The organism is Streptomyces odontomachi (assembly GCF_024435355.1).
In the GTDB taxonomy this organism is placed as follows: Bacteria; Actinomycetota; Actinomycetes; order Streptomycetales; family Streptomycetaceae; genus Streptomyces; species Streptomyces odontomachi.
The window spans coordinates 150,768-172,556 of the sequence record NZ_JAMJWG010000009.1 but is presented as its reverse complement, the minus strand read 5'-3'; the positions used below and the strand labels follow the sequence as shown (position 1 = coordinate 172,556).

At 71.7% G+C, this 21,789-nt stretch carries 19 protein-coding genes and 2 pseudogenes; 6 read left to right on the top strand and 15 right to left on the bottom strand.

Features of this window, described 5'->3' with window-relative positions; genetic code table 11:
* Positions 1 to 189: 189 nt before the first annotated feature.
* Both NQO67_RS20145 and NQO67_RS20140 read left to right on the top strand, forming a co-directional pair.
* Entirely contained in the window at positions 190 to 1,689 is a 1,500-nt protein-coding gene (locus NQO67_RS20145) for an acyl-CoA synthetase (RefSeq protein WP_255951459.1), read from the top strand.
* A 260-nt stretch (positions 1,690 to 1,949) separates the two neighbouring features.
* Positions 1,950 to 3,185, top strand: a complete 1,236-nt coding sequence (locus NQO67_RS20140) for a hypothetical protein (protein ID WP_255951458.1) — start codon at positions 1,950 to 1,952, stop codon at positions 3,183 to 3,185.
* 66 nt (positions 3,186 to 3,251) lie between these two features.
* On the opposite strand, the gene NQO67_RS20135 is transcribed toward NQO67_RS20140, so the two are convergent.
* Positions 3,252 to 4,541: an MFS transporter gene (locus NQO67_RS20135; RefSeq protein WP_255951654.1), complete on the bottom strand. Its 1,290-nt coding sequence runs from the start codon at positions 4,539 to 4,541 to the stop codon at positions 3,252 to 3,254.
* Between the two features lie 504 nt (positions 4,542 to 5,045).
* Here NQO67_RS20135 and NQO67_RS20130 point away from each other — a divergent pair.
* Positions 5,046 to 6,086, top strand: a complete 1,041-nt coding sequence (locus NQO67_RS20130) for a rod shape-determining protein (RefSeq protein ID WP_255951653.1) — start codon at positions 5,046 to 5,048, stop codon at positions 6,084 to 6,086.
* Positions 6,087 to 6,234: 148 nt separating this feature from the next.
* A complete protein-coding gene (locus NQO67_RS20125; protein ID WP_255951457.1) occupies positions 6,235 to 7,305 on the top strand; it encodes an ArsR/SmtB family transcription factor in 1,071 nt (356 codons plus the stop codon).
* Positions 7,306 to 7,458: 153 nt separating this feature from the next.
* Here NQO67_RS20125 and NQO67_RS20120 read toward each other — a convergent pair.
* Positions 7,459 to 8,066, bottom strand: a pseudogene (locus tag NQO67_RS20120) (aldo/keto reductase); the annotation flags it as partial.
* 175 nt (positions 8,067 to 8,241) lie between these two features.
* On the opposite strand from NQO67_RS20120, the gene qcrB reads away from it, so the two are divergent.
* The gene (qcrB, locus tag NQO67_RS20115) at positions 8,242 to 9,909 is read left to right on the top strand and encodes a cytochrome bc1 complex cytochrome b subunit (RefSeq protein ID WP_255951456.1); all 1,668 of its coding nucleotides are present in this window, start codon (positions 8,242 to 8,244) and stop codon (positions 9,907 to 9,909) included.
* A gap of 47 nt (positions 9,910 to 9,956) precedes the next feature.
* Here the strand turns inward: qcrB and ctaF are convergent, their stop codons facing one another.
* Together ctaF and ctaD are read right to left on the bottom strand one after the other, a co-directional pair.
* Positions 9,957 to 10,346 (bottom strand): aa3-type cytochrome oxidase subunit IV, encoded by a 390-nt coding sequence (gene ctaF / locus NQO67_RS20110; protein ID WP_255951455.1) that lies wholly within the window; start codon positions 10,344 to 10,346, stop codon positions 9,957 to 9,959.
* Positions 10,343 to 12,079, bottom strand: coding sequence for an aa3-type cytochrome oxidase subunit I (gene ctaD, locus NQO67_RS20105; RefSeq protein WP_255951454.1), 1,737 nt, complete (start codon positions 12,077 to 12,079; stop codon positions 10,343 to 10,345). The genes ctaF and ctaD overlap by 4 nt, the downstream gene beginning before the upstream one ends.
* A 330-nt stretch (positions 12,080 to 12,409) precedes the next feature.
* Between ctaD and NQO67_RS20100 the strand changes: the two genes are divergently transcribed.
* Positions 12,410 to 12,622, top strand: coding sequence for a DUF5133 domain-containing protein (locus tag NQO67_RS20100; RefSeq protein ID WP_255951652.1), 213 nt, complete (start codon positions 12,410 to 12,412; stop codon positions 12,620 to 12,622).
* Between the two features lie 461 nt (positions 12,623 to 13,083).
* Here NQO67_RS20100 and NQO67_RS20095 read toward each other — a convergent pair whose 3' ends face one another.
* The 11 genes and pseudogenes from NQO67_RS20095 to NQO67_RS20045 form a co-directional block, all read right to left on the bottom strand.
* The gene (locus tag NQO67_RS20095; RefSeq protein WP_255951453.1) at positions 13,084 to 15,285 is read right to left on the bottom strand and encodes a catalase; all 2,202 of its coding nucleotides are present in this window, start codon (positions 15,283 to 15,285) and stop codon (positions 13,084 to 13,086) included.
* 250 nt (positions 15,286 to 15,535) lie between these two features.
* Positions 15,536 to 15,814, bottom strand: a complete 279-nt coding sequence (locus NQO67_RS20090) for a gas vesicle protein K (RefSeq protein ID WP_255951452.1) — start codon at positions 15,812 to 15,814, stop codon at positions 15,536 to 15,538.
* A 131-nt stretch (positions 15,815 to 15,945) separates the two neighbouring features.
* Positions 15,946 to 16,143: a gas vesicle protein gene (locus NQO67_RS20085; RefSeq protein WP_255951451.1), complete on the bottom strand. Its 198-nt coding sequence runs from the start codon at positions 16,141 to 16,143 to the stop codon at positions 15,946 to 15,948.
* Positions 16,140 to 16,991, bottom strand: a complete 852-nt coding sequence (locus NQO67_RS20080; RefSeq protein ID WP_255951450.1) for a GvpL/GvpF family gas vesicle protein — start codon at positions 16,989 to 16,991, stop codon at positions 16,140 to 16,142. The genes NQO67_RS20085 and NQO67_RS20080 overlap by 4 nt, the downstream gene beginning before the upstream one ends.
* Positions 16,988 to 17,410, bottom strand: coding sequence for a gas vesicle protein (locus NQO67_RS20075; protein WP_255951449.1), 423 nt, complete (start codon positions 17,408 to 17,410; stop codon positions 16,988 to 16,990). The genes NQO67_RS20080 and NQO67_RS20075 overlap by 4 nt, the downstream gene beginning before the upstream one ends.
* Positions 17,407 to 18,711 (bottom strand): SRPBCC family protein, encoded by a 1,305-nt coding sequence (locus NQO67_RS20070; RefSeq protein ID WP_374119042.1) that lies wholly within the window; start codon positions 18,709 to 18,711, stop codon positions 17,407 to 17,409. The genes NQO67_RS20075 and NQO67_RS20070 overlap by 4 nt, the downstream gene beginning before the upstream one ends.
* Before the next feature lie 2 nt (positions 18,712 to 18,713).
* Positions 18,714 to 19,418: a DNA primase gene (locus tag NQO67_RS20065; protein WP_255951447.1), complete on the bottom strand. Its 705-nt coding sequence runs from the start codon at positions 19,416 to 19,418 to the stop codon at positions 18,714 to 18,716.
* 154 nt (positions 19,419 to 19,572) lie between these two features.
* Positions 19,573 to 19,788 (bottom strand): annotated as a pseudogene (locus NQO67_RS20060) (gas vesicle protein GvpG); the annotation flags it as partial.
* Positions 19,789 to 19,791: 3 nt separating this feature from the next.
* The gene (locus NQO67_RS20055) at positions 19,792 to 20,574 is read right to left on the bottom strand and encodes a GvpL/GvpF family gas vesicle protein (RefSeq protein WP_255951446.1); all 783 of its coding nucleotides are present in this window, start codon (positions 20,572 to 20,574) and stop codon (positions 19,792 to 19,794) included.
* 7 nt (positions 20,575 to 20,581) lie between these two features.
* Entirely contained in the window at positions 20,582 to 21,046 is a 465-nt protein-coding gene (locus NQO67_RS20050) for a gas vesicle structural protein GvpA (protein ID WP_255951445.1), read from the bottom strand.
* Positions 21,047 to 21,418: 372 nt separating this feature from the next.
* Positions 21,419 to 21,754 carry a gas vesicle protein GvpO gene (locus NQO67_RS20045; protein WP_255951444.1) on the bottom strand — a complete coding sequence of 112 codons (336 nt, stop codon included), beginning with the start codon at positions 21,752 to 21,754 and terminating at the stop codon, positions 21,419 to 21,421.
* Positions 21,755 to 21,789 lie beyond the last annotated feature (35 nt).

Sequence of the window (21,789 nt, the reverse complement as noted above, 5' to 3'; positions counted from 1 at the left end):
CCGGACACCGCGTACCTTGTCCACCGCCAGGGAACCACCACGGCAGCACACCGCCACGCAGGCACAGCCACACGAACACAGCCGGACAGGCACAGCCCCGAAAAGCACCGCCACAGAACCTCCGCACCCCACAGCGGCACGGCACCGTCGCCGACGACACCACGGGCGCCGTGCGGCGGAAAGGCACCCGTGAGCCCACTCCTCCCCGCCGTGGCGGGCGGCGCACCCGACCGCCCCGCACTCCGCTTCGGCACCCGGTCCCTGACGTACGCCGCCCTGCGGGCGAATGCCGCGGGCGTCGGCGCACGGCTCGCGGTGGCCGAGAGGGTCGCCGTCTGGGCCACCCCGACGCTGGAGACCGCGGTCGCCGTGGTGGGCGCGCTGCTGGCGGGCGCTGCCGTGGTGCCGCTGAACCCGAAGTCGGGCGCCGGCGAGTTGGAGCACATCGTGTCCGACAGCGCGCCGACGCTGCTGCTCGCCGCGCCCGACGACCGGTTGCCGGAGGTGCTGGGCGGTGTGCCGCGCGCCGACGTCGAGGTGGCCGTGGACGGTGCGGCCGGCGGTGCAGCGGCACCCGACGCCGGCGGCCCGCCGTTCCCGCCTCCCGAGCCCGACGGCGAGAGCACCGCGTTCATCGTCTACACCTCCGGCACCACCGGACGGCCCAAGGGCGTGCTCATCCCGCGCCGTGCGGTCGCGGCGACCCTGGACGCGCTGGCCGAGGTCTGGCAGTGGACCGCGGACGACGTGCTGGTGCACGGGCTGCCGCTGTTCCATGTGCACGGGCTGATCCTCGGCGTGCTGGGGCCGCTGCGGCACGGCGGTTCGGTGCGGCACCTGGGTCGGTTCAGCACGGCCGGCGTGGCACGCGAACTGGCCGACGGCGCGACCATGTTGTTCGGGGTGCCCACCATGTACCACCGCATCGCCGAGGCCCTGCCCGACGATCCGGAGCTGGCCGCGGCGCTGCGCCGGGCCCGGCTGCTGGTGTCCGGTTCGGCGGCGCTGCCGGTGCACGACCACGAGCGGATCACCGCGGCGACCGGGCGTGCCGTCGTCGAGCGGTACGGCATGACGGAGACGCTGATGAACACCAGCGTCGTGCCGGGCGGGAAGCCACGGCCCGGCACGGTGGGCCTCCCGCTCCCGGGGGTCGAGCTACGGCTCGTCGACGACGAGGGGAAACCCTTGCAGGGCGCGGACGGCCCGGACGGCACCGCCGGTGACGAGGTCGGTGAGATCCAGGTGCGCGGCACGAACCTGTTCACCGGCTACCTCAACCGTGCCGACGCCACGGCCGACGCGTTCACCGAGGACGGCTGGTTCCGCACCGGCGACATGGCGGTGCGGGAACCGGACGGGTGGGTACGGATCGTGGGGCGCAAGGCCACCGACCTCATCAAGAGCGGCGGCTTCAAGATCGGCGCGGGTGAGATCGAGAACGCCCTGCTGGAACACCCCGGTGTCCGGGAGGCCGCGGTGACCGGTGAGCCGGACGACGATCTCGGGGAGCGCGTGGTGGCCTGGGTGGTGCCGGAGGATCCGGCCGCGCCGCCCTCGGGCGACGACCTCGCCGACCACGTCAGCGCACGGCTTGCGCCGCACAAGCGACCGCGGGAGGTGCGCTACCTCGACGCGCTGCCGCGCAACGACATGGGGAAGATCATGAAGCGGGCGCTCCCGTCCTGACTCCCCGTAGATCGCAGATCGCAGATCGCAGATCGCCAGAGGAACGCCCTAGGAACGCCCCGGAACGCCAAAGGACTGAACAGGACCCAACAGAATCCCCCTTACGGCACCCTTATGCGAACCCCGTTCGATGGCTACCATCGACGGCTATTGGGAGCGCTCCCATATTCATCCGATCGCGGGTGGGCCCCGGCAACGCCGGCCCGTCCCGTCGCTACCTCACCGTGCGCCGACACTCGCGGTGAGCCGAAGGAGCCCCCATGACGTCAAAGGGCAACACCCGTTCGCGGCTGCGCGGTGGCGTCGTCGCCGCCGTGCTGGCGCTCGGCGCGGCGATGATCACGGTCGCGGCCCCGGCCGACGCCGTCGTGAGCCACCCGCGCACCGCCCCGGCCGCCGGTGACGCCGGCCTGACGACCAGAGCCGCGGCGCAGACCACCGCTTCCTGCGGAAGCCTGTCCTACAACGCCGAGGTGGTGCAGAGCGGCAGCACCTGGACGGCGAAGAACGGCAGCAGCACCGTCTACACGGGCAGCGACATGCTGGCCGCCATGCAGGCCGGCGTGAACAGCCTGTCGTCCGGGCGCACCTCGAAGCAGAACGTGGTCGTCCGGGGCTCCGGCAACGTCAGCGCCGGGTCGCGGCTCTCGCTGCCCAGCTACACGTTGCTGGACGTCTGCGGCACCATCAATGTGACCGGCTCGGGCTCGGGCGACATGGCTCCCATCTACTCACGCGGCACGCATGACGTCGAGGTCCCGCACGTCAACATCACCGGTACGCCGGTGTACGGGATCTTCATGAGGAGCGTCGACAACCTCACCCTCGGGCAGATCGACATCCGGGTGTCGTCCGGTCTCGGGGTCCGGATCGACAACTACGGCGACACCAGCGTGTTCGCGAAGAACGTCAAGATCGACAGCGTCTACGTCTCCGGGACGAGCACCCACGGCGTGGAGACCTACGGCGTCGACGGCATCACCATCGGCACCGTCACCGCCCGCAACGTGCACGACTCCGGGCTGCTCCTCAACGAGACGATCAACGCCACGGTCGGCACCGTCGACGCCGACGGGGCGGGCGCCGGCACCGGCTACGCCGCGTTCCGCATGGCGAACCGCAACGGGCGGATCGGCAACAGCTACTCCACCAACATCCACGTGGGGACCGTCAAGGCACGCGGTGGCGGGCGCGGCATCTTCTGCGTCTCGGAGAGCGGCGGCGCCGTGATCGACAAGGTGGACATCGCCGACACCGGGAACAACTCGATCCTGCTGGAGAACTGCTACAACGTCACCATCGCCAGCCAGTCCGGCACGATCAGCGGCGGCGGCGAGGTCCGGATCGCGGCACGCGACGAGTTCGCCCCGTCGTCGGACATCCACCTCCAGAACATGACGGTCTCCAACACCAACATCACCTGGAGTCCGTGCGTGGGCAGCAACATCACCATCAGCAACGTCACGCGGCAGAACTCGACGCTCAGCTGGTGCTGACGCCCGGCCGACGCCGACCTCCCGCACTGCCTGCCCCGGGTCGGACCCGCGCTCCGGAGGTGCCGCTCACGCCTCCGGGGCCCGGGCGTCGTACCGGATGAAGCCGCGCCACACCAGGCCCAGCACCGCCACCGCCGCCACGCACAGGATCCCGCCCCCGGTGACCGCGACCGTCGGAGTAGCCAGATCGCCGACCGAACCGGCCAGGAAGTCCCCCAGCCGCGGCCCGCCCGCGACCACGATGATGAAGACGCCCTGCAACCGGCCGCGCAGTTCGTCCGGTGTGGCCGCCTGGAGCATCGTGGACCGCAGCACCATGGAGACCTGGTCGGCGCATCCCGCGAGGGCCAGGAAGAACAGCCCCAGGGGCAGGCTTCTGGTCAGCCCGAAGACGGCGGTGGCGACGCCCCATCCGGCGACGGCGAGCAGGATCACCAACCCGTGCCGGTGCAGTCGCCCCAGCCATCCCGAGAACACCGATCCGACCAGCGCACCCACCGCGGGCGCCGCGACGAGCAGGCCCGTGGTCCGTGCGTCGCCGGCGTACCAGAGGACGGCGATGGCGGGGAACAGCGCCTTGGGGCTCGCGAGGATCATCGCGCACATGTCGGAGAAGAACGTCATCCGGATGTTCGGCCGGGTGGCCAGGAAGCGCAGCCCGTCCACCACGGACGCCCGGCCGCGCCGCCCGCCGCCGTCCGGCGTCATGGCCGGCAGCCGCCACATCGCGTAGAGCGCGGCCGTGAAGGTGACCGCGTCGATGACGTACGCGGACTGGTAGCCCCACAGGCCGACCACGACCCCGCCCAGCATGGGCCCGAACGTGGTGCCCGAGGTCTGGGTGAGGGAGGAGAGCGCGTTGGCGGCGGTGAGCTGCTCGGGCGGCACGAGCCGGGGCACCATCGCCGACCTGGCCGGCGAGTTGAGCGCCCCGCAGACCGCCTGGAGCGCCACGATCCCGTACAGGAACCACACCTCGTGGAAGCCGGCGACGGCGGCCACGGCCAGCGCGATGGACAGGGCGCACAGGCCCCAGGCCGAGTAGAGGCCGAGCTTGCGGCGGTCCACGGTGTCCGCGATGGCACCCCCGTAGAGCCCGAAGGCGACGAGCGGCACGAGGGCGAAGAGGCCGACGAGGCCCACGGAGAAGTTGGAGTGGGTGATGTCGTAGACCTGGAGCGAGATCGCCAGGGCGGTCATCGCCTGGCCGAGCCGTGAGACGGTGTCGCCCATCCACAGCCGGCGGTAGGCGGCCGAGGTGCGCAGCGGGGTGAGATCGGCGAGGATGCGCCGGCGTGCCGGGGCGGGTGCGCCGGGGGGCGGCGGCTGCGTGGGGCGTTGCTGCCCGCCCGGTATGTCCGCCGTGACCGACCGGGCCGCTTCGGGGACGGAGCCGGCGGATGTGGCGGCGGCGGGGGACGCGGGAGAGGTCGGGTGGGGGGCTGCGGGTATCGGACCGGCGTCGCGCCGGTCACTCCCGTCTCGATCTTCAGGGGTAGTGCTGGTCACAGGCGATGCTAACAACGCGGCGGCCCGCGGCCGGGGCGCGGTCCCGGCGGGTGGCACGGGCCGGGTCGACCGACGGCCGGCCGGCTTGCGGGCCGGCTGGTCCAGCGCCGGGGACCGGGGCTGGGGCCGGCCGCCCGGCCGGCCGTGCGACGGCCGCCCGTTCGGCGTATTCGGGGCGAGGATCACCCGGCCGGTGGCGCGCCACTCGGCTCATCCCATGGTGCGACTTTCGCCGGTTTTGCACATGATGCGATGCAGGGGCTCCTCGCCTCAGGCCCGTGGCCCCCGCCCCTTTCGTTCCTGCCCCTCCGTCCCACGGTATGTGCGCTCCCGGGAGGATCCGCCGTGACCATCAGTGCCGGTCTTGAGCAGTTGCACCGCTGCCATGTCGCCGTCGACCTCGGTGCCGCCCGGACCCGCGTCTACCTGAAGGGCGCGGGCCTCATCGTCGACCAGCCGAGCGCGGCCGCCGTCAACACCAAGAGCGGGGCCCTGATCGCGGTCGGGCAGCTCGCGGAGCAGATGACCGGCAAGACCCCGGCTTACATCCGCGTGGTGCGGCCGGTCTCGAACGGCATCGTGGTCGACATCGAGGTGGCCCAGCGCATGCTGCGGCACCTGCTGGGCGAGAAGGTGCGCCGTGCGCTGCGGCGCAAGCCCCGGCTGCGGGCCGCGGTCCTGGTGCCGCATCAGGCGGACCCGCTGGCGCGGCGGGCGGCGACCGAGACGCTGCTGGGCCTCGGTGTCCGCCGGGTGGAGCTGGTGGACACGCTGATCGCGGCGGCGGTCGGCTGCGGGCTGCCCGTGGAACGGGCCGAGGCGACGATGATCCTGCTGTGCGGCGCGGCCACCACCCAGATCGCGGTGCTGTCCATGGGCGCGGTGGTCACGGCGAAGCGGGTCCAGGTCGGCGGGGAATCCATCGACCAGGCGATCCGCCAGCACCTGCGCCAGCGGTACAAGCTGCTGCCCGCCTCCCAGTCGGTGCGTCCGCTGCGCCTCGCGCTGGCCGGCACCGAGTCGGCGGGGCAGGAAGAGGAGGAGTTCACGGAGGTCCAGGGCCGGGATGTGCTCACCGGCCTGGTGCGTACCGTGCGGGTGGTGACGGCCGGGGTGCGTGATGCGATCCACAACCCGCTGACGGTGGTGCTCGACGGCATCGGTGCCGTGCTCCGCGACTGCCCGCCCGACCTGGTGGCCGACCTCGGTGAGCAGGGCATGATGATGGTCGGCGGCAGCGCCCTGCTGCCTGGCCTGGATCGGGTGCTCCGGGACGCCACCGGCATGCCGGTACGCATCGCGGAACGGCCGGACGTGTGCGCGGTGCTGGGGCTCGGCGCGCTGGTGGAGGGCAAGATCCAGCCGATGGTGCTGAACCCGTTGGCGAGTTGAGGCCGATGGAACGGCTCGATCTCCCCGTCGGGAACTGGCCATCGGCTGTTCTGCGTCTCCACGGGTGGACCGATCGTTGCCGCCCCACGGGGCAGGTCTGCAATAACCGGTTAAACCAAGTGACTTAAACGGCAACACGCGAGGCACTATGTTGCGCATCCACTTCACCGATGCCGACCTGGCACGGATACAGGTCGCCACCGCGCCGGACCCGCTCTGGGAGACCGTGCTCGGCGTGCACCAGCTCTCCGCGCCCAAGGCCACCCATGCCTTCACCTCCTGGCGGCGCCGGGCACGTACGGAGGTGGCCGGACGCCGACTCGGCGGGGTCGTGCGGTTGTTGAACTCGCTCGCCCCGGCGGACGTGCCGTACTTCCCGGACTTCCTCACCCCGGAGGAGGCGAGCAAGGGCCTGGCGTCCGGGCTCGACGCGGTGCGGGCCACTCCGCTGGCCCGGCTGCGCCACGAGCTCGGGATGCTGGACGCCACGACGTCGTCCGCCCGACGTCGGGCCGGCCGTCCCGGGCCGTCCGGCGACGAGGAGCGCAAGCTGTACCTGGTCGCCGACGCCCTCCACCGGGTCTACGAAACGATCATCGAGCCGGACTGGACCCGGATGGCGGCCCATGTGGAGGCCGACCGCTCCCTGCGGCTGCGGGCGTTACGCGACGGCGGCACGAAGGGGCTGCTGGAATCGCTGCGTCCGGTGGCCACCTGGCGGGCTCCCGTGTTGTACATGTCCTATCCCGTCGACCGCGACATCCATCTGGACGGACGCGGCCTGCGCCTGGTGCCCTCGCGGTTCTGCTGGCGCAGGCCGGTGTCCCTGTGCGATGACCGCCTGCCGCCGGTGCTCGTCTATCCGGTCGCCTCCGAGGAGCCGCACCCGGCGAGCTCGGCACGCCCGACCGGCACGGACGACGGGCCGCACGCCGCCGCCCTCACGGCGCTGTTGGGCACCACCCGCGCCCGCGTGCTGGAGGCGCTGGCGGCCGCCGCCACCACCGGGGAGCTGGCGGTGCGGCTCGGCATCTCCCCCGCGTCGGCGAGCAAGCACACCCGAGCCCTGCGTGAGGCGCGGCTGGTGGTCAGCCGCCGCGACGGGGGCATGGTGGTGCACACGCTGACGCCGCTGGGCGCGGCGCTGCTCGACGGGGAGCTGCCGTCGCGACCCGCCAGGAACCCGTTACGAGCGGCGTACGAGCTCGCCGAGCGGTAGCGGAGGTAGCGGAGGCCAGCCGGCGGGCGCGGCCGGTGGCGACCGTAGTCGGCTGGCGCGGCAGGTGGCGAAGGTCAGCCGGCCGGTGCGGCGGGCCGGTGGGCGGCGTCCAGGCGGGCCACCTCGTCCGCCGACAGCTGGGGGTACCTCCCACATGTCGTCGGAGTCGGAGCGGCGCGAGTCGAGGGCGTAGCGGTTCTGGACGCACACCACCGGCGTGATCGTCTGCGCCTCGGCGAGCTGCTCGGGCCCCACGTTGGACAGGCCCAGATGCCGGATCAGCCCGGCGTCGCGCAGTTCGGCCAGCGCACCGACGTGCTCGGCGAGCGACGGGGCGCCGAACGAGCGGAGGTTCACCACGTCGAGGTGGTCACGGCCGAGGGTGCGCAGGTTCTCCTCGACCTGGCCGCGCAGTTGTTCGGGGCGCGCCCAGGGCAGCCACGCACCGGACGGGTCGCGGCCGGGACCGACCTTGGTGACGATGACAGGTCGTCCGGGTACGGAGCCAGCGCGGTGTTGATCAGCTCGTTGGCGGAGCGCAGCGCCGAGAAGTAGAACGCGGCGGTGTCGATGTGGTTGACGCCCAGCTCCACCGCGCGCCGCAGCACGTCGATCATCCGCCCACGGTCGGTGGGCGAGCCCAGCTCGAAGGCGCCGGCGGTGCTGGTCAGCCGCATGGCGCCATATCCCGTCCGACGGATGGTCAGGTCGCCCAGTCGCCAGGTGCCCGCGGCAGCCGCGGTGATCTTCTCGGAGGCCATGGGCGGGTTGTCGCACACGCGTGCGGACGGTCTGTCAGGTGCCTCCGTTCCGCCTAAGAGGGGGTTGGGCCGAACGCGCGCAGGTTAACCATGAGCACGCGTGCGGCAGGTGCACGCGACCCACGGGAGACGGCCACGACCAGGGCAGCTCGGCGCACGGGAAGGAGGGCGACGCATGCCGATCCGGCAACCGGGCAAGCAGCTGACGGAGCGCACCCGCGGCGCGGCGGTGACCGGCTTCGAGGTGCTGGACCGCCGGCTGCCGGTGTCCGAGGCCGGGGCGCTGCTGCGCAAGGCGTTCCCGGACCACTGGAGCTTCCTGCTGGGTGAGCTGGCGCTGTACAGCTTCGTGGTGCTGGTGCTGACCGGCTCGTTCCTGACGCTGTTCTTCGACCCCGGCATGACCGAGACCGTCTACCACGGCAGCTACACGCCGCTGAACGGCCAGCTGATGACGCAGGCGTACACCTCCACGCTGCACATCTCCTTCGATGTGCGCGGCGGGCTGCTGGTACGTCAGATGCACCACTGGGCGGCCCTGGTGTTCGTCTCCGCGATCGGCGTGCACATGCTGCGGATCTTCTTCACGGGTGCCTTCCGCCGGCCCCGTGAGGCCAACTGGACGATCGGCGTGACGCTGTTCCTGCTCGCCCTCCTCGAGGGTTTCGCGGGCTACTCGCTCCCCGACGACCTGCTGTCCGGCACCGGTCTGCGCACCGCGTACACCATCGTCACGTCGATCCCGGTGGTCGGCACCTACCTGGGGTTCTTCATCTGGGGCGGGGAGTTTCCCGGGCACATCCTCATTCCCCGGCTGTACATCGTGCACGTGCTGTTCGTGCCGGGGCTGCTGATCGCGCTGATCACGGTCCATCTGTTCCTGGTGGTGTACCTGAAGCACACCCACTGGGCGGGGCGCGGCAGGACCAACCGGAACGCGGTGGGCAGCCCGATGTTCCCGCAGTTCGCCGCGCGCTCGTCGGGTCTGGCGCTGGTGCTCTCCGGGGTGCTGGCGCTGCTCGCCGGGCTGGCCCAGATCAACCCGATCTGGGCCTACGGGCCCTACCGCGCCGACCAGATCGCCACGGGCTCCCAGCCCGACTGGTACGTGGGTTTCCTGGAGGGCGCGCTGCGCCTGATGCCACCGTGGGAGAACACCGTCGTCGGGCACACCCTCATGTGGAACGTGCTGCTGCCTGCGGTGGTGCTGCCGGGTCTGGTGTTCGGGTTGCTGTTCCTCTACCCGCTCTTCGAGAAGTGGGTGACCGGGGACCGTACGGAGCACCATCTGTGCGACCGGCCGCGGGACCGGCCCACCAGGACCGCGTTCGGGACGGCGGCCGTGGTGGGCTACGCGGTCCTGCTCGCGGCGGGCGGCAACGACATCGCCGCGTACTCCTTCCGGGTCTCCGTCAACGCGCTCACCTGGATCTTCCGGGTCGCCCTCGTGGTAGGTCCGGTGCTGGCCTTCCTCGTCACCAAGCGGCTCTGCCTCGCCTTGCAGGCCCATGAGCGGCGGGTGCTGACGGAGGGCGAGGAGACCGGCCGGATCAGCCAGAGCGTGTACGGCGGCATCAGCGAGGAGCACCGGCGGGCGTCCGGGACGCGGCTCTACCGCTTCCTGGTGCGCGAGCTCCCCCGGCCGCTGCCCGCCCCCGACCCGCACGCCCCGCGCCGTACGAGACTGCGGGCCGCCCTGAGCACCTGGTACTACCGCGACCGCGTCGAGCTCCCGACCACGCCCGAGCAACGCCGCCGGGTGCGGGAGGTACTGGCGGCGCCGGAGGAGGAGCAGGCGGAGAACGGGAGAGGGAGGGAGCGGGAGTCGTCGAAGCCGCGGTGACGGACCGGCCGTCACGGACCGGGGGTGCCGCCCCGCCCCCGGCGGCGTCAGTCGCCCCGCTGCACGTACTCGAAGACCATCCCGCCGACCCCGCACGTCAGCACCCCCATGCCGATCAGGGACAGCCACAGGCCGTGCACCACGCCGAGGGCGGCCAGGGCGACGCCGAACGCGGTGGCCACCGGGTACGGGCTGCGGGGCGGGAAGAAGTCCAGCGGGCCGGCGCGCTCGGCCACCTCGGAGGTCTTGTGGTCCTCGGGCCGGCTGCCCAGCCGCTGGTAGCTGCGGGTGAAGAAGAACGAGATGACGGACGCCATCAGGAACGACACCGTCAGCGCCGCGGTCCCCGCCGGCTCCCTGGACCAGAAGGCGTAGATGGCGTCGGTGACCAGGAAGAAGCCGGCCACACCGGCGAACAGATACGCCTCGGCCTTCATCGGGAGCCCTCCGGCCGGCGGGTCGCCGGGGCGGCCCGCCCGCCCGCCGGCGCGTTCCGTCCCGGCCCGGCGCCGATCTCCGGATACCGCAGGTCGAACGCGGGCGAGTCGGAGCGGATACGGGGCAGCGCATGGAAGTTGTGCCGTGGCGGCGGGCAGGACGTGGCCCATTCCAGCGAACGGCCGTAGCCCCAGGGATCGTCTGCCGCCACCTTGGGCGCGTGCCGGGTCGTCGTCACCACGTTGTAGAGGAACGGCAACGTGGACAGGCCCAGCAGGAAGGCGCCGATCGACGAGACGGTGTTGAGGAGCGTGAACCCGTCCGCCGTCAGATAGTCGGCGTACCGGCGCGGCATGCCCATCTCGCCGAGCCAGTGCTGGACGAGGAAGGTGGTCTGGAACCCGACGAAGAGCGTCCAGAAGTGGATCTTCCCGAGCCGTTCGTCGAGCAGCTTGCCGGTGAGCTTCGGCCACCAGAAGTAGAAGCCCCCGAACATCGCGAAGACGACGGTGCCGAACAGCACGTAGTGCAGATGGGCCACCACGAAATAGCTGTCGGTGACATGGAGGTCCAGCGGTGGCGAGGCGACCAGGATTCCGCTGAGCCCGCCGAGCAGAAAGGTGACGAGGAACCCGAACGCCCAGAGCATCGGCGTCTCGAACGACAGCGAGCCGTGCCACATGGTGCCGATCCAGTTGAAGAACTTCACCCCGGTCGGCACCGCGATCAGGAACGACATCAACGAGAAGAACGGCAGCAGCACCGCACCCGTGGCGAACATGTGGTGCGCCCAGACGCTCGCCGAGAGCATGGTGATGGCGATGGTCGCCCCCACCATGCCCGTATAGCCGAAGATCGGCTTGCGGCTGAAGACCGGAATGATCTCGGTGATCACCCCGAAGAAGGGCAGGGCGACGATGTACACCTCGGGATGCCCGAAGAACCAGAACAGGTGCTGCCACAGGACCGCCCCGCCATTGGCCGCGTCGAACACATGCGCACCGAACTTCCGATCCGCCTCCAGCGCCAGCAGCGCGGCCGTCAACACGGGAAAGGCGAGCAGCGCGAGAATGGCGGTGAACAGCACGTTCCAGGTGAAGATCGGCATCCGGAACATGGTCATGCCCGGAGCCCGCAGACACACGATGGTGGCGATGAAGTTCACCGACCCGAGCGTGGTGCTCAGGCCGGAGAGCACCAGACCCATCGCCCACAGGTCGCCGCCCTGCCCCGGTGAGCGCAGCGCACTGTTGAGCGGCGCGTACGCGAACCAGCCGAACGGTGCCGCGCCGCCCGGCACCACGAACCCGGACACCACGATCAGTCCCCCGAACAGGAAGAGCCAGTACGTCAGCGCGTTCAACCGCGGAAAGGCCACGTCGGGGGCGCCGATCTGCAACGGCATCACCGCGTTCGCGAATCCGGCGAACATCGGTGTGGCGAAGAGCAGCATCATGATCGTGCCGTGGATGGTGAACAGCTGGTTGTACTGGTCCGCACTGACCACCTGGAGCCCGGGCCTGGCCAGCTCGGCCCGCATCAGCATGGCGAGCCCCCCGGCCAGCAGGAAGAAGCCGAACGCGGTCGCCATGTACAGGTTGCCGATGACCTTGTGGTCGGTGGTGGTGAGGTAGTCGAGCAGCCGCTCTCCCGCGCTGACCGTGCGCCGCTCCCCGCCCGGCGCTGCCGGCTTCGCCCCGCTCGCCGCCTCCCCCACCTCGACCTGCGACATCCCGCCTCCCGCGCCACGTCCATGCCGCTTCGCTCAGGGCCCGTCCGACGATTTCCGCCGGTCCGGCGACGCGAAGGGTCAGACAGGCCCTAGCCGGGAGCGTCGCGCGGCAAACGCCCACTGGTCCGTTCGGCCCACCCGAAGTTGCCACCGCCCACCACGTCCGACCCCCCGCCCACCCTCATCTGGTTGAACCGACAACAGGAAACATGCGGCAACTGGCGTAAAAATGTCGGAAGGGGGACGATGGCCGCACGGGGAGCACGCTAACGCGCGCACGGCTCAGCGGCGCACAGCCTTGGATCAGCCCGTCGTCTGGAGGGCCGCGTGATGCTTCTGCCTGACAAACCCCAGGTCATCCGTCTGCTCCACCGCTACCACGCCTGGGAGCGTCGGCTGCTCACCGCGCCGTCCAACCCGGTGGTCCGCCGACGGTTCGAGGACACCGCGTACACCCTCTGCATCCTCATGGGCCGCCGCACGGCACGCGAGGCGGTCCTGGCGGCCGAACGCTACGTAAGTTCAGGCACCGGGGGCCCCTGAACACCACTCACCCGACTTGGCCTCAGCCGCGGCGGCGCCCCCTGGTCGGGGCGCATTTTTGGGCATGCGAAGCCCATGTATGCGGCTGTATCCGGCTGCGTGCGGCTCTGCCGCGGCCGGTGACGAACCGACGGTTTCGTCGTGGCTGGTCGCGCAGTTCCCCGCGCCCCTTTCAAGCGCCGGACGCCCCCTGACGGCGCCGCAGGCGCCCACCAAGGGGCGCGGGGAACTGCGCGACCAGCCCACCACCCGCCGGCGGTCCGGACACGACCGAAACGGCCCCGCGCCCCTACCGGGGCGCCGAAGGCCCCGAAAAGGGGCGCGGGTAACTGCGCGACCGGCCCACCACCGACCGGTGGCCGGACACGGCAGAAACAGCCCCGCCCCTACGGGCGCGCCCCGCCAGGGGCCCTGCCGCGCGGGGGAACGCGCCCGGGGACGACGGGGCGGGGGCCCCGGTGTCAGGTCGTCGCGGGGAAGCGTTCCCAGACGCGGTGCTTGCCGAGGAGGGTGGCGATCCGGTCGAGGATCCCGTCGGGAACCTCGCCGATGACCACCCCGGCGGCACCGTCGGGCACGCCGGCCTCCTGGAGCACCCGCGCGGCACCGTTCCACCCCCCGATCGCCTTGCCGTGCCGATACGCCTCGGACACCAGCAGCAGCACCCGCGGATCGGTGGGCCCGTCCTGCGCCCCGGTCGCGTCGGCGCCCGGTCCCGGCACCCCGGCCAGCAGCACCGCGTCGTACTCGACCGAGCGCGCGGTGGCGTAGGTGCGCTGCACGGTCACCGGTTCCGTGCTGCCGTTCTGTAGCGACCCGCCGGCCGGCGAGATCACCAGCGGCACCATGCCCTGGTCCAGCACGGCCCGCCGCATCGACCGCAGCGCCGCCAGGTCGCACCGTTCGTCCGCGACGATGCCGATGACCCGCCCGTCCAGCGGCCAGGTCCCGCCCAGTTGCGACAGCGCCGGGCTGGGCTCGACGTCGGCCAGCGGCTGGTCGGGGCCCGGTGCGGCGAGGCCGAGGCCCTTGGCGACGCCCTGGCACAGCTCCGGGTCGATGTCGGCCAGCACTTGCAGGGCGCGTTGCTTGATCGCGGTCTCGTAGCACTTGTTCAGCTCGAAGGTGTACGCGGCGATGGTGTGCGCCCGCTCCACCGGCGACAGGCTCAACCAGAACCGCCGCGGTTGGCTGAAGTGGTCGTCGAAGGTGGCCGGCTGCTCGCGTTCCTTCTTCGCGGCGGGCAGGTCGAGCGGCACCTCGATGTACGCGGCCTCCTCCTTGCCGGCGAGGAAGGGGCAGCCGCCGTCCAGCGAGTTCGGCCGGTACGGCGCCACGCCGCGGTGCACGGCGGTCTGGTGCATGCCGTCCCGCAGCATGTCGTTGACCTCGGCGTGCGGGCGGTTGATGGGAAGCTGTGCGAAGTTGGGCCCGCCCAGCCGGGTGATCTGGGTGTCGATGTAGGAGAACAGGCGCCCGGCGAGCAGCGGGTCGTCGGTGACGTCGATGCCGGGCACGAGGTGTCCCGGGTGGAAGGCGACCTGCTCGGTCTCCTCGAAGAAGTTCGACGGGTTGCGGTTCAGGGTGAGCCGGCCGATCGGCTGCACGGGGGCGAGTTCCTCCGGGACGATGTTGGTCGGGTCGAGCAGGTCGATGCCCTCGAACATCTGCTCCTCGTTGTCCGGGAAGGTCTGCACCCCCAGCTCCCACTCCGGGTACGCCCCGGACTCGATGGCGTCCGCCAGGTCGCGGCGGTGGAAGTCCGGGTCCATCCCGTTGATCATCAGGGCCTCTTCCCAGACCAACGAGTGCACGCCAAGGCGCGGCTTCCAGTGGAACTTCACCAGGGTGGTCTCACCCTCCGCGTTGACCAGCCGGAAGGTGTGGATGCCGAAGCCCTCCATCATCCGCAGCGAGCGGGAGATACCGCGGTCGGACATGTTCCACAGGGTGTGGTGGGTGGCCTCGGTGTGCAGGGTGACGAAGTCCCAGAACGTGTCGTGGGCGCTCTGCGCCTGCGGGATCTCCCGGTCCGGGTGCGGTTTGCCGGCGTGGATGACGTCAGGGAACTTGATGGCGTCCTGGATGAAGAACACCGGGATGTTGTTCCCGACCAGGTCGAAGACGCCCTCGCTGGTGTAGAACTTCGTGGCGAAGCCGCGGGTGTCGCGCACCGTGTCGGACGAGCCGCGGCTGCCCAGCACGGTGGAGAACCGCACGAAGACCGGTGTCTCGGCGCCCTTGCGCAGGAACGCCGCCTTGGAGATCTCCTCGGCGGTGCCGTAGCCCTGGAACAGGCCGTGTGCGCCGACGCCGCGCGCGTGCACCACCCGTTCCGGGATCCGCTCGTGGTCGAAGTGGGTGATCTTCTCCCGCAGGTGGTGGTCCTGGAGCAGCACGGGCCCGCGCCGTCCGGCCTTCAGGGAGTGGTCGGTCTCGTAGAGCCGGGTGCCCTGCGCATTGGTGAGGTAGGCACCGCCCTGCGCCACCCGGGCCTGGTCGACGCCGGTGGGCTGGCCGGTGGGGCTGTAGACGTCCGGGCCGCTCTGGTCCGGCTTGAGCGGCAGCGGCTCCCTGGGCGTGGTGGGCTCGGCTATCGGGGGCGACTCGGCGGACGGCTTGCCGGGGATCTCCGGGGCCTTCTTCGGCTTCTTGTCGGTCATCGTGCCTCCGTGCTGCGCGTGCGGCCGAACACGTCAGATCGAGTTCGTTCGGGTGCGAACGGACACGCGGCTGAGTACCCGGGAGGCAGGGAACGAAGCGGTGCATTTTCAGTTAAACCGACCGGCACGGAGAGGGTCCGGTCGTTCACAGGGTGTGATTCACTCCATCGGCTGCCTCCCCCACTGGGCGAATTCACTCACGGGGCAGCAGTGCACGCACGGGGCAGCAGTGCACGCATGGGGCAGCCGTTCACTCACGAGGCAGCAAGGGCCCGAGCGGTCCCAGGTCCAGGTTGAGGTCCTCCGGCCGTAGCCCGTACCGCTCACGCAGCTCGCCCATCCGCTCGTCGAGCAGCATGAGCGTGAGCCCGACCCGTTCCTCCTGGTCCTCGGTGAGGTCTCCGGCGTCGACCCGCCGCAGCGCCTGCCGCTCCATCAGCTGCCGCAGCAGCTCCACCACGGTCAGCACCAGCTTCACGAGGTCCCGCTCGACGGTGTCGGGATCGAACGCGACGGTGCTCCGGCGCACGTGACCGTTCCGCCGGGGTTCGGTCCCGTCCCCGTCCCCGCGCACGACGGCGTTCCGGCGCAGGGGAGCGTCCCGGCGCACGGGCCCTGGGCGGCGGTGGTACCGGTGCCCGGCGTACGGCACCCGGGCCGTCATGGGGCATCCCGCCCGGGCCATGGCGCGGGGACCTGCTCGTTCACGGCGCTGATCAGCGCGTTCAGATCGATGCGCACGAGATCGACGTCCGCGATGCGCAGGGTGAGGTCGCCCACGAGGACGACACCGCCGGCGAGCAGCCGGTCCAGCAGGTCGACGAGGGCGACTTCACGGTTCTCCACGGCGAGCGTCATCGTGCCTCCGCCCCGGCCCGCGCCGACCCTGTCCGCGCCGGTGCCCCGTCCTCGCGCGACGCGTCGGCGGGCGGATCGCCGAAGGAGTACGCCGCCCACGGTCCGGTCAGTTCGACGCGCAGGCCCCGGGCCTCGTCCCCGGCCTGCCGCACGGCCGTCGTGAACTCCTCGCTGCGATCCCGGTCCACGAGGTAAGCGGCATTGAGCACGTTGCGTCCGGGCGCACCGGAGAGCCGGGCGTCCTGCGGCCGGTGCACCCGCACGTCGGCCGCGTACCGGGCGAGCCCGTGCTGGAGCCGCGCGGCGAACTCCTCCGCGTGCTCCCAGACACGCTCCCGGCTCGCGCGCTCCATGCGACGCCGGCGCAGATAGTCCCGGCCGCCGGCCGCCCGGCCCGCCGTGGCCGCACCGCCGGCCGTCCCGTCCCCGTCCTCCTCGGCCCCGCCGGTCTGCGTGTACACCTTGACGCCCCATTCCACGCACCCGTCGAGCCGTGCGAGATGCCGCCGGAGCTCGTCGTGGCGAGCGGCCAGCATGGTCCGCACGCCGTCTGCGCCGCGGAAGACCGTGGCGAGCCGGAGTGGCAGAGGGCTGGTCACCCGGGTGAGCGCGGCGAGCACCTCGTCGTGGGCGCGGGCGGTGGCGGCGAGCCAGTCCAGGTCCTCCAGGCGGGCACGCAGCGCCCGTTCCGAGAAGTCCTGCTCGGGCACGGCACTGGTGACCGCCACCAGGTCGCCGTGGCGCAGCAGCGCGACCGGTGCACCGGCGACACCGGTGAGGCCGGTGGGCAGCGGCGTGTCGAAGGGCCGGCAGACGGCGTACCCGTACCGCAGGTCGTCCTCGCTCATTCCTCAGGTGCTCCTTCTCGGTGTGCTTCCTCAGGTACTCCTTCTCGGTGTGCGGCCGGGTCGCCGCCCGCGCTCCGCGCCGTCGCGCCGTCCGCAGCCAGCGCCGCTGGCCTGTCCCGGCGTTCCAGTTCCTCCAGCCGGGCCCGCAACTCGGCGTTCTCCGCGCTGAGTTCGCGATCACGCGCGCGGGAGGAGAGTTCCGGATCGTGTTCCCACCAGTCGATGCCCATCTCCTTGGCCTTGTCGACGGAGGCCACCACGAGGCGGAGCTTGATGGTGAGCAGCTCGATGTCGAGCAGGTTGATGCGGATGTCACCCGCGATCACGATGCCCGTGTCGAGCACGCGCTCCAGGATGTCGGCGAGATTGGTACCGCCGGGCGGTGCGTACGGCGACGGTAGGGACCCTGCTGTCGTCATCGCCGGCCTCGCCTCCGGTCCCCGGCACGGCCGGACCGGCGGGGCTCATCGGCCGCCTCCGTCTCATCGGCCGCCTCCGTCTCATCGGCCGCCTCCGTCTCGTCGGCCGCCTCCTCGGCTGCTCCGTCGTCCTCGTAGCCGGCCGGTTCCTTCCCGTCGTCCGCGTACGCCTCCTCGTCCTCGTACTCGTCCTCGGCTTCCTCGGGGTACTCGCCGTCCTCAGAGGTCTCCTCCGGGTACCCGCCCTCGTCGTACTCGTCCTCGTATCGGGGGCCGGCTTCCTCGTCGTCCTCGGGCACGGCTTCCTCGTAGCCGGCGTTCACCTCGTACTCGTACTCGTCGTGCGACTCCGGCTCGGCGGCGTCCTCCTCGCCCTCGGGGTCACCGTCCCCGGCCGCCCGGCCCCGCGGCTCCTCGTCCCCGGGCTCCTCTTCCTCCGCCAGGGCGTCCTCGTGGCTCTGGACCACTTCGCCGTCGCGGATCTCGCCGCGCCAGCTGTCGCTCGCCTCGCCGCGGACGGTGATGTACCGGGCGAAGTGCTTGAGGTCGAGCCGGGCCCGGCGGCCCTGGGCGCGCCAGATGTTGCCGGTCCGCTCGAAGAGACCCTGCGGGTAGTACTCCAGGACCAGCACCACGCGGGTCAGGTTCGGGGCGAGCTCGTGAAAGGAGACGACGCCCTTCGTGGTGCCCTTCGCGCCCTCGGACGTCCAGGCGATCCGGTCGTCCGGCACCTGCTCGGTGGTGGACGCCTTCCAGCTGCGGTTGGACAGGAAGACCTTCGCCTTCCAGTCGGACGTGGTGTCGTCCACCGCCTGGGCGCTCTTGACGCCCTTGGTGAAGCTGCTGAACTCCTGGTACTGGGTCCACTGGTCGTAGGCCGTGCGCAGCGGGACGCCGACGTCGACGGACTCCATGATGACGGTGGCCTTGGCGCCCGAGCGGCGCTTGCCGCCCTTCCCACCGCCGCCGAGGCCCTTGACGGCGTCCGTGACACGGTCCTTGAGGAGGCCCCCGCCCAGTTCGACGGCGGTGCGCATCGGGCTCTTGCCCTCGCTGATCTTCCGGCCGGCGTCCGTCGCGATCCGGGCCAGTCCTGAGGTGTCGCCCTCGGCCATCTCGTTGAGCAGCGCCGTGCCGCGGCCGAGCCGGCGCCCGAACTCGCCGAGCAGGTTCTGCGCCTGGGCGCTCAGGTAGTCCTGGACCTCCGACTTGAGCCGGTCGGCGGCCGGGCTGTGGGCGAGGTCACCGAGCGGGCCCGCCGCGGACGCCTTCTCCTTGGTGTCCCGTACGGCTTCGGTCACGGTCATCGCCTCCCCTCGTCCGAGCGCCCGCCGGTGCCCCGGCGCGTCGTGCCACGGTCCGAGCCACCGCCTGAGGCGGTCGTCTTCCCCGCCGACCGCTCCGCACCGGTCTGCCCGCCGCCGGCCGTCCCGCGTTCGGTGGTCCGCCGCGACGCCGCCTTCCGCGGGGCCCGCTTGGCGGGTGCCGCCTTGCGCGCCGGGTCGGTGGCTCGCGCGGCGCGCCCGGCGGAGGATCGCCGGGCCGCCTCGGCGGGCCGCGCGGCCCGTGCGGTCTTGCCCCGCGCGCCACGGCCGGTCCCCTCCTCGGCGTCCCCGGCCCCCTCACGCGCACCGGCACCTCCGGCTTCTTCAGCGGCCTCGTCGGGGGCGTCGTCGGGGGCCTCGTCCTGCGCGCCGGCCGTCCGGTCCCGCACCGCCCGGGTACGGTCGGCCAGCCGGTCCGCGAGGGACGACATCTGGCGCTCGACGAGGGCGCCCGACGCGGCCTTGCCCGCGTCACTCAGGTTGCCGCGCAGCTGGGTGCCCAGCTCCTTGAACGCGGGGTTGTTCTCCATCTGCTGGGTCAGGACATCCTTGAGCGCGCCCGGAGAGAGCGGCAGCTTCTTGCCCGCGGCCATGGCCCCGACGGCAAGCGCCAGCTTCATCTTCTTGGTTCGCCCGAGCAGATACCCAGCCCCGACCGCGAGGCCCAGAGCTGTGCGATTCATGCTGTGTTCACCCGTCTTCCACCTCTGAAGGGTCGGCCCGGCCCGGCTGCCGCGCCCCGTCGTCCGCTGTGCCGTGCGCCTGTGCCGCCCCGTCCGTGCCGGGCACGGCCCCGTGCGGGGTCGCACCCGGCACGAGCGGGGCGACGCCGCCCTGCTCCAGCCGGTCGAGGAGTTCGTCTTCGAGCCGGTCGAACTCCTCCTCGCTCAGTTCGCCGGCCGCCAGCCGTTGCTCCAGCTGGGCCAGCTCCGCCCGGATCACCTCCGGGTCGTGGTACCGCCGCTCCGCTTCCGCGACCACCTGCTGGATCACCCACGCGCTACCGCGCACCGGCGCGAACGGCAGGAGCAGCACCTCGCCGAGCAGTCCCACGGCTCATTCCTCCTGGATCGCCGAGTGCCGCAGCGCCGCGCCGCCCGGCGTGGCGGACTGCGCGGGGCCGGGCTCGACGAAGCTGTACGGGGGCAGCGGGCCGTTGGCACGCAGGTGCAGATGCGGAAGCTCCTGGCCCACCCGCTCGACGGCGGAGGTGAAGGCGTCCGTCTCCTCGTGGTCCACCAGGAACGAGACGTTCGTCAGCCAGGAGGTGGACTCCGGACCGGCCTGCACCGCGGCGGCCGTCGGCTCCAGCGCCTCGTACACCACCCGGGCGTCCTCGGCCTCCCGCTCCTGCACGGCGGCCACCACCATCTCGCCGAGCCGCAGCCGCTGCTCGTAGCTGCCGCCGCCGGCGGCGTTGTTGGCGTCGCTGAGCTCCCTGATCTCCGGGTGCATCGCCATGACGAGGCGCAGCACGGCCTCCTCGTCATGGGCGGCCTTCACGTTGTACTCGACCTTGCCGGCCAGCGCCTGGAGCCGCTCGTGGAAGTGCTCGGCACGCTCGGCGAGCACGCCGCGCACCGATGCGTCATCGGGCGCGACGCTGCCGAACCGCATCGGCAGCACGGGCCCCTGCGCCTCCACCCGGTCCAGCACGCTCTGGTGGGCGAGCAGGTCGCGGCGCTTGGGACGCAGGCCGTCGGGCGCGTCGCTGACGACGGCCGCGAGGCCGTGCTCGACGACGGTGCGCACCGGGAGCGCGGGGTTGCCCACGCCGGTCGTGCCGTCGGGTGGCGCCGGATGGGCGCGGTCGGCGATGCCGTAGACATAGGTGCTCATGTCGTGGTCACTCCTCGTCGTCCGTGGCCGTCCTGGACCGGGCGGAGGCCGCCGCCCTCCTGCGCGACGTCGGCCGGCGGGCCGGCCGCTCCTCGTCGGCCTCGTCGTGGTCGCCGTCCCGGCCCTGCCGGAAGGCGTCGGAGATGGTCTCCGCGGCCCCGCTCAGCGCGCCCTTGGTCTTGCCGCGCGCACCGTTCTCGGTGACCTGCCCCACCAGCTCGGGCAGCCCGGGGTCGCTCTTCGGCCCGGCCTCCAGGTCGAGCCGGTTGCACGCCTCGGCGAAGCGCAGATAGGTGTCGACGCTGGCGACGACGACCCGGACGTCGATCTTGAGGATCTCGATGCCGACCAGGGAGACCCGGACGAAGGCGTCGATCACCAGTCCCCGGTCAAGGATGAGTTCCAGGACGTCGTACAGGCCGCTGCTGCCGCCGCCTGAGCGGCCCTGCGGTGCGGGAGCCACGGTTGTCATATGGGGCGCCTCCTCCTTGTTGCATGCCTCGTTGTCGGTGCCTCGTTGTCGGTGCCTCGTGCCGTTTCTCGTGCTCTTTCTTGTGCCGTTCCTCGTGCCGTGCCGGTCATGACGTGCGGACGCCGTGAGGGCGGACGGCTGCGAGGGGGTGGATCGTGGTCATCGGGGATTCTGTATATGCAGGAAATCTCGGATATGTCCCATCGGTGGGATATGGAACGCCGAGGTCCGGAAGGCGTGGTCGGTACGGCCTCCGGAGCGGGGCCGGTCACCCGGGCCCGACTCCGGTGCGCTTGAACGTTTCTTCAACCCTGGATGGGCACCCGGGGAGCGCTCACGCCGCGTACGCCGTCGCCGTGCGGACGTCGGCGGTCAGCGGCGCTGCTCCGCCCGGCCCCGCTCGTAGCGGTGCAGGCGCCGGTAGCCCATCAGCTCGCCGTCGTGGTTCACCTGCACCCGGTAGCTGCCCATCAGGCTCATCGTGTCGGGGATCCGGGCCATCTCGACCACCTCGATCTCCAGCGTCCAGCCGTCCTCCGACTGCTCGAAGGACGACACGGACTCGGCGTCCCGGCCGAGGAGCTCGGCGAGCTGCGCGCGTGCCCGCTGATGGATGCGCATCGGACTGGCCGGCCTGCGCCGGCGCGGTTCGTCTGTCACGTCGTCGCTGTTCTCATGGTTCGTTTCGTGGTGCTTGCTGTTCGGCATTGCGCCACCTCGAAAGTTCGTGTGACCCGGTCGGG